This window comes from Calditrichota bacterium (assembly GCA_013151735.1).
Lineage (GTDB): Bacteria > Zhuqueibacterota > JdFR-76 > JdFR-76 > BMS3Abin05 > BMS3Abin05.
On record JAADHR010000096.1, the window covers coordinates 20,602 to 27,117 of the forward strand.

The 6,516-nt window shown below is 52.0% G+C and carries 4 protein-coding genes; all 4 read left to right on the forward strand.

Annotated features, from left to right (window positions below):
• Positions 1-3: 3 nt before the first annotated feature.
• On the forward strand, positions 4-2,547 hold the full coding sequence (locus tag GXO76_06665; GenBank protein NOY77536.1) for a DUF4838 domain-containing protein: 2,544 nt from the start codon (positions 4-6) through the stop codon (positions 2,545-2,547).
• A gap of 242 nt (positions 2,548-2,789) precedes the next feature.
• On the forward strand, positions 2,790-3,884 hold the full coding sequence (locus GXO76_06670; protein NOY77537.1) for a carbohydrate-binding family 9-like protein: 1,095 nt from the start codon (positions 2,790-2,792) through the stop codon (positions 3,882-3,884).
• Between the two features lie 231 nt (positions 3,885-4,115).
• Positions 4,116-6,053, forward strand: coding sequence for a sodium:solute symporter (locus GXO76_06675; GenBank protein NOY77538.1), 1,938 nt, complete (start codon positions 4,116-4,118; stop codon positions 6,051-6,053).
• 284 nt (positions 6,054-6,337) lie between these two features.
• On the forward strand, positions 6,338-6,516 hold a 179-nt coding region (locus GXO76_06680), incomplete at its 3' end, for a hypothetical protein (protein ID NOY77539.1).

A 6,516-nucleotide genomic window follows, 5' to 3' on the forward strand; every position in this document is an offset into this window, starting at 1 on the left:
ACAATGAGTCATCAAAAAAAAGTCATGGCGTACTATGTACTGGCAGCTTTGCTGGTGTGGTCTGTTTCCCTTTTTTCCTGTGCGAAATCCAAACTGCCGGTCACAGCTCTCCGGAGCTGGAAAATCGTGGTGTCCCCGGACGCCATTCCCAGCGAACGCTACGCCGCGGAGGAATTTCAAACCCTGTTCCGGCAGGGAACGGGATGGATGCTGCCCATAACCACAGAGGCGGATTCGGGCGGCCACCATATTTTCATTGGCTTTTCGCATCCCATGGCCCGGAGCGATGCGGGCTTTTCCACCCGGGGAATGGGGGAAGAGGCATTGCGGATTCGCATACGGCCGGACAACATGGCCATTGCCGGCGGACGCCCCCGGGGCACGCTGTACGGGGTGTACGAATTCTTCGAACGGGAGCTGGGGGCGCGGTTCCTCATGGCAAATGTCACCTATTTCCCGCCCAAACTAACGGAACGGGCCATTCCCTGTGAGGATTACCATTACCAGCCGGTGTTTTTATATCGCAATGTGTATTTTGGGGAAGTACAGGGAAATCCGAAATTTGCCACACGCCTGCGGGTGAACACCGTCACCGATTCGGCCAAATACGGGGGACGAACCGAACAGCAGTTGATTAACCACTCGTTTTACAAATTGCTGCCCGTGGAAAAATACGGCAAAACTCACCCGGAGTACTACGCACTGGTGAAAGGGGAGCGATTGCTCAAGATGTGGGGACATGGTCCCCAATTGGATGTCTCCAATCCCGAGGTGGTCCGATTGGTAACACAGGCGGTACTGCAGGAGTTCAAGGAGCATCCCGACTGGCGCAATGTCAGCGTGAGTCAGAATGACAACGATTATTACTGCCATTGCGATTCCTGCAACGCCATCAATCAGCGGGAAGGTACCCCGATGGGGGCCCAGCTTCGTTTTGTGAACGAGGTAGCGGCCCGCGTGGCAAAAGTCTACCCAAACAAGAAAATCGGGACGCTGGCCTACTGGTACACCCGTAAACCACCCAAGCATCTGAAACCACGCAACAATGTGCAGATTCAATTAGCAGACATTGAATGCTGCCGGTTACATCCCATAAATGATCCCCAGTGTCCAAAAAATAAATCCTTTTACAAGGATTTTTTGGGTTGGAGCAAAATCACCAAGAATCTGTACATCTGGACCTACGCCACCGATTTTCGGTTTTTCGATTTGCCGACGCCCAATTTGAAAAGCATTGGAGCCAATTTGAAGGTTTACGCTGCGCACCATGTGAAAGGGGTTTTTGAACAGGGTGATGGACACAATCTGTCGGCGGAAATGAGCGATTTGCGCAATTATGTAATTGCTCGCTGTCTTTGGAACCCCCGGCGCGATAGCTGGCAGGAGGCCAGGGAGTTTTGTCGGATGGCCTATGGCAAAGCGGCGCCCATTATCTGGAACTACCTCAAGTTTGAGCACGATTGGGTGAACCGCTATGGGGATCACCCCACCTGTTTTGCCTTTCCGAAACAGCTGGGATTGAATCGAACCTTCGCATTGAAGGCATTTGATTACTTTCACCGTGCGCTCAAGGCCGCAGAAAATGAAACGATTCGCCGGCGCGTGGAAAAAATATCGCTTACGGCGTACCGCACCATGCTGGAGGCCGGGGCGGAGTTTGTTTACAAAGACGGTCGCCTGAAGCGTGAATACCCGCCCGGCTACGAACACGTAGTGGAACAGTACATTGCCCTGGCAAAGAAATACCACCTGACGTCTGCCGGAGAGCGTCATCCCTTTCCGCAGTTTGAAAAGCGGCTGCGGACGGACTACCTACAGGGAATCCCGGCCGTTAAGCTGGAAAATGCCGTCTGGAAATTGATTGTCACACCGAAAAATAACGGCAAAATGGTGGTCATGGAGCACAAACCGGACGGACGCCAGCTGTTGCAGATGCTTCCCAATAACTTTATGTACGGGGCTTTTGATGAGGTTCCCGGCAAATACATGGATTTAAGCAAGTTAAAGATTCCATTCAAGGCAAACGTCAAGGGTGACACCCTGTTTTTGGTGCGGCGTCTTACAGATGGTTCGGTTTACCAGCGGGCTATCTGGCTTACGCCCGCAAAACCGGGAACGATTTTTTGCCGAACCACAATCCGGCACAATGGAACGAAGCCGGGGACCTACCAGCTTGTGGTGCACCCGGAGTTTTACACCGGCACCACCAGCCCGGACAGCAAAATTCTCAGCGCGTACGTGCGGTTCAAGGGCAAATGGGTGTGTTACAACGAGGGTCTCAATGCTGATCAAGGACCGGGTGTACACTGGTTAGTAGATGCCAAAGATGGCGGGGCCCATGCCTATTTCAACCACAAGGATCGGTTCGGAGTACTGGAAACCTACGATCCGTCCAAAATTGAAAAGCTGCGGACCTGGTGGGTTCCCGATGAGGCGCTGATCAACCTGGAACTGCAAACCCGAAAAGTGACATTGAAAAAGGGAGAGCGGTTTTCGTTCACGTACGCCTTTCAGTACTTGACACACTGGCCCCCGGAAGGCAAGTAAGCGGCAGAAACCGCCGTATCCACAGGCTTTATGCCTGCGAATGGCAAGGCCGCCGTCAGATGGACAAAATTAGGAATGTTGGCATGCAATCCCATCGCTACCAGTCGCTAAGGAGATTGCTTCGCTCGCGGCGCTTGCTCGCAATGACAGGATAGTCTCGTACCCTTCTGAAAGGTTAAGCCCTTCGCAAGGATACAGGCTGAAAAGAAAATAAAAAAATGGTGAATTAAGGGATAACTCTAATGCGAAAAATGTCTATTTTAGCTGTGACTGGCCTGTTACTCCTCAGCGCCTGTGCCCGTCCAAAACCCGAAACCCGGTTGTTTCCCACGCCGCAAATCCCATTTCACCCCAAGACCTACGTCTGCTACCAGACTCCGGTTCCCGTTCAAATCGACGGCCGTTTGGACGATCCGGCATGGAAAAAAGCTGTCTGGACGGATGATTTTGTGGACATTCGAGGGAAGGCGGCTCCCAAGCCCCGCTTTCGAACACGGGTGAAAATGCTCTGGGATAAGCGCTATTTTTACGTGGCGGCCGAACTGTCGGAACCGGACGTGTGGGCCACACTGACGCAGCACGACGCGGTGATTTATCACGACAACGATTTTGAGGTGTTCATCGATCCGGACGGCGACACGCACGATTATTACGAGTTTGAAATCAATGCCTTGAACACCGGCTGGGATCTCCTGCTGACGCGGCCATACCGGGACGGCGGGGACGCTGTGAATGACTGGGACATTCACGGGCTGAAATCGGCTGTTCAGGTAAACGGGACATTAAATCACCCGGGTGATGTCGACCGCGGCTGGACGGTGGAGTTGGCGTTCCCCTGGGAGGCCCTTGCGGAATGCGCTCACAAACCGGCTCCTCCCCGGGACGGCAACCAGTGGCGGATAAACTTTTCGCGCGTGGAGTGGCGGGTGCAGGTTCAAAACGGTACCTACGAAAAGCAGTGCGATCCCCGGACAGGCAAGCCGCTTCCGGAAGATAATTGGGTGTGGTCCCCGCAGGGCCTGATTAACATGCACTACCCGGAAATGTGGGGATTTGTGCAATTTTCTAAAAAGGCGGTGGGAATGGGACAGGAGGATTTTCAACCCAAAGAGATCGATTCGGTCAAATGGGCGCTTCGGAAGGTGTACTACGCCGAGCAAACGGCCTATTTGAACCAAAAGCACTTTGTGAAGGCGATTCCGGCCCGTTGGGCCCCAAAGGGGTTCCCCCTGACCATTGTATCCGGGACAGATTTTTTTGTGGCCACCATTCAGTCCCGGGACGGCGTGCTTTGGCACATTCGTGAAGACGGGTTGGTGTGGAAGGGAAAGGAGTGAGTGGAAATTCTTAGAACGGGTTGAGCAAGGCAGGCCATGCAAATTTGCCGAAGGCGGACGAGAAAATGTACCAGTGGTGTGTAATCTCGCAGGTGCTTCATTAGAGATTGCTTCACTCGCTTTACGCGTTCGCAATGACAGGTTGGTTTTTTTCTGAGTAGCCCTTCCCCTTGCGAAGGGTCCAACCCTTCTCAAGGATATTTTGAAACAAATTACCGAAACCAACGGAGGATGCGATTGAATTTAGGCTGGTTTGATTGGGCAATTGTGGTGGGAATCCTGACACTGATGATTTCTCAGGTCTTAACGAGCAAGCGCCACATGCAGAGTGTGGCTGATTTTTTGGCAGCAGGGCGTACCGCCGGGCGGTACGTGCTGAGTCTTTCCCAGGGGATGGCGGCTCTGGGGGCCATTTCGATCATTGGCAACATCGAAATGAATTACGTGGCCGGTTTTACCATGAGCTGGTGGGGACTCAGCACCGCGGTAGTCGTGTTGTTCATTACGGCCACCGGGTGGGTCATTTACCGCTTTCGCGAAACCCGTGCCCTTACACTGGCCCAATTTTTTGAAATGCGCTACAGCCGAAAGTTCCGTATTTTTGCAGGATTACTGGCCTTTCTTTCCGGTATTATTAATTTCGGGATTTTTCCTGCAGTGGGTGCCCGCTTTTTTATTTACTTCTGCGGCCTGCCACAAACCTTTTCCGTTCTGGGCATCTCTGTGTCCACCTTTGTGCTGATTATGATCCTGCTGCTCTCCATCGCCCTCTTTTTTGTGTTCAGCGGGGGACAGATCGCCGTCATTGTCACCGATTTTATTCAGGGGGTGTTTGTAAATTTTGTGTTTATTGCCATCGTTTTGTTTCTGCTGCACAAATTCGATTGGACCCACATTTACCAGGCGCTGGAAACGGCTCCCAAAGACGCCTCGCTCATTAATCCCTTTCACACGAGTCATTTGAAGGATTTTAATTTTTGGTATTTTTTGATCGGGGTGATCGGCATTGTGTACGCCACCATGTCCTGGCAGGGCACCCAGGGGTACAACAGCTCCGCACAGAATGCCCATGAGGCGAAAATGGCGGGGATGTTGAGTAACTGGCGGAACATTCCCCAGACGATTTTTCTCCTTTTGATTCCCATCGTAGCGTACACGGTGTTGCACCACTCCGATTACGCCAGCATCGCCGATACCGTGAATGCCGCATTAAAAGGAATCCCCAACAAAGCGATTCAAAGTCAGGTGCGGATTCCATTGGTGTTGACGCAAATTCTGCCGCCCGGTTTTTTAGGAGCCTTCGCAGCCGTAATGCTGGCGGCGTTTATCAGTACCCACGACACCTATCTGCACTCCTGGGGAAGTATTTTTATTCAGGATGTGATTATGCCCTTCCGCAAAACGCCCTTCGAACCCAAACAGCACATTCGTATTTTGCGATTTTCGATTTTGGGCGTGGCGGTTTTTATTTTCTTTTTCAGTTTGCTGTTCCGGCAAAACCAGTACATTTTTCTCTTTTTTGCGATTACGGGGGCCATTTTTGCCGGTGGCTCCGGGGCCGTGATTATTGGAGGGCTCTACTGGAAATGGGGCACCACGGCAGCGGCCTGGTGGGCCATGATTGTAGGTTCCACTATCGCGGTGGGCGGAATCATTTTGCACCAGATCAATCCCAATTTTCCCATCAATGGGCAGTGGTTTTGGGGGATCGCCATGGCAGCCTCAACGACAATTTATATTGGCATTTCCTTGCTGCAGGGGAAACCGCCCTTTAATATGGACAAGCTGCTTCACCGCGGCAAGTACGCCATTCCCGATGAAACGCACATCGTTCAGAAAGAAGCCCCCAAAGGGTTGGCTATTTTGGGCTTTGATCGCGAGTTTTCGCGCGGGGACAAAGTAATTTACATTCTCACGTATATCTGGATTTTCGGCTGGACGATTGTGTTTATTCTGGGAACGATTTACAATCTGCTGCACCAGGTGTCCGATGCTGCTTGGATGAAATTCTGGATCGTGAATGTGTGGCTGAATGTGGCCGTCGCCATTGTGGTCGTTATCTGGTTCACCATTGGCGGGGTCATTGATCTCAAGGCGATGCGGCATCGATTGGAAACCCTTGTCCGCGACACTCGCGACGACGGATTTGTTTCGGAAGAGAAAGGGTAAGATTCACCGTAAAATCGCAAAACCAACCCGTAGGATCGAATCACGATTCGCCCTGGCCCCCGCCACCCGCAGCCTCAGGCTTCATGCCTGTTAACCGACCCTGTAACCGCAGACTTCATGCCTATTCAACCGAACCTGTAGCCGCAGGCTTTATGCCTGCGCAATTGAACTTTAAGCAAACGTGACCTCATTTCATAAAAAAGCCGGCAAAGCATTTTTAAGAAGAAACCCGCATGTGCCGATAAGTGTAAAAGGAGTGTGCAGAATTTTGTAAGGAGAAGTGGATGAGATCGAAACAGGCAATCTTTGTGATTTTGTTTTTGGGAATGCTTTTCGCAGGGTGTGCAACACACGAAAAGGCCACGGTTGGTTTTTCTGCAGGGGAATCTGTGGTAGGTGATACGCTCAACAGGGGACCGGAAACCCCGCCAATCGTCCCGCTGAATCCTCGGGAAATTGTGGC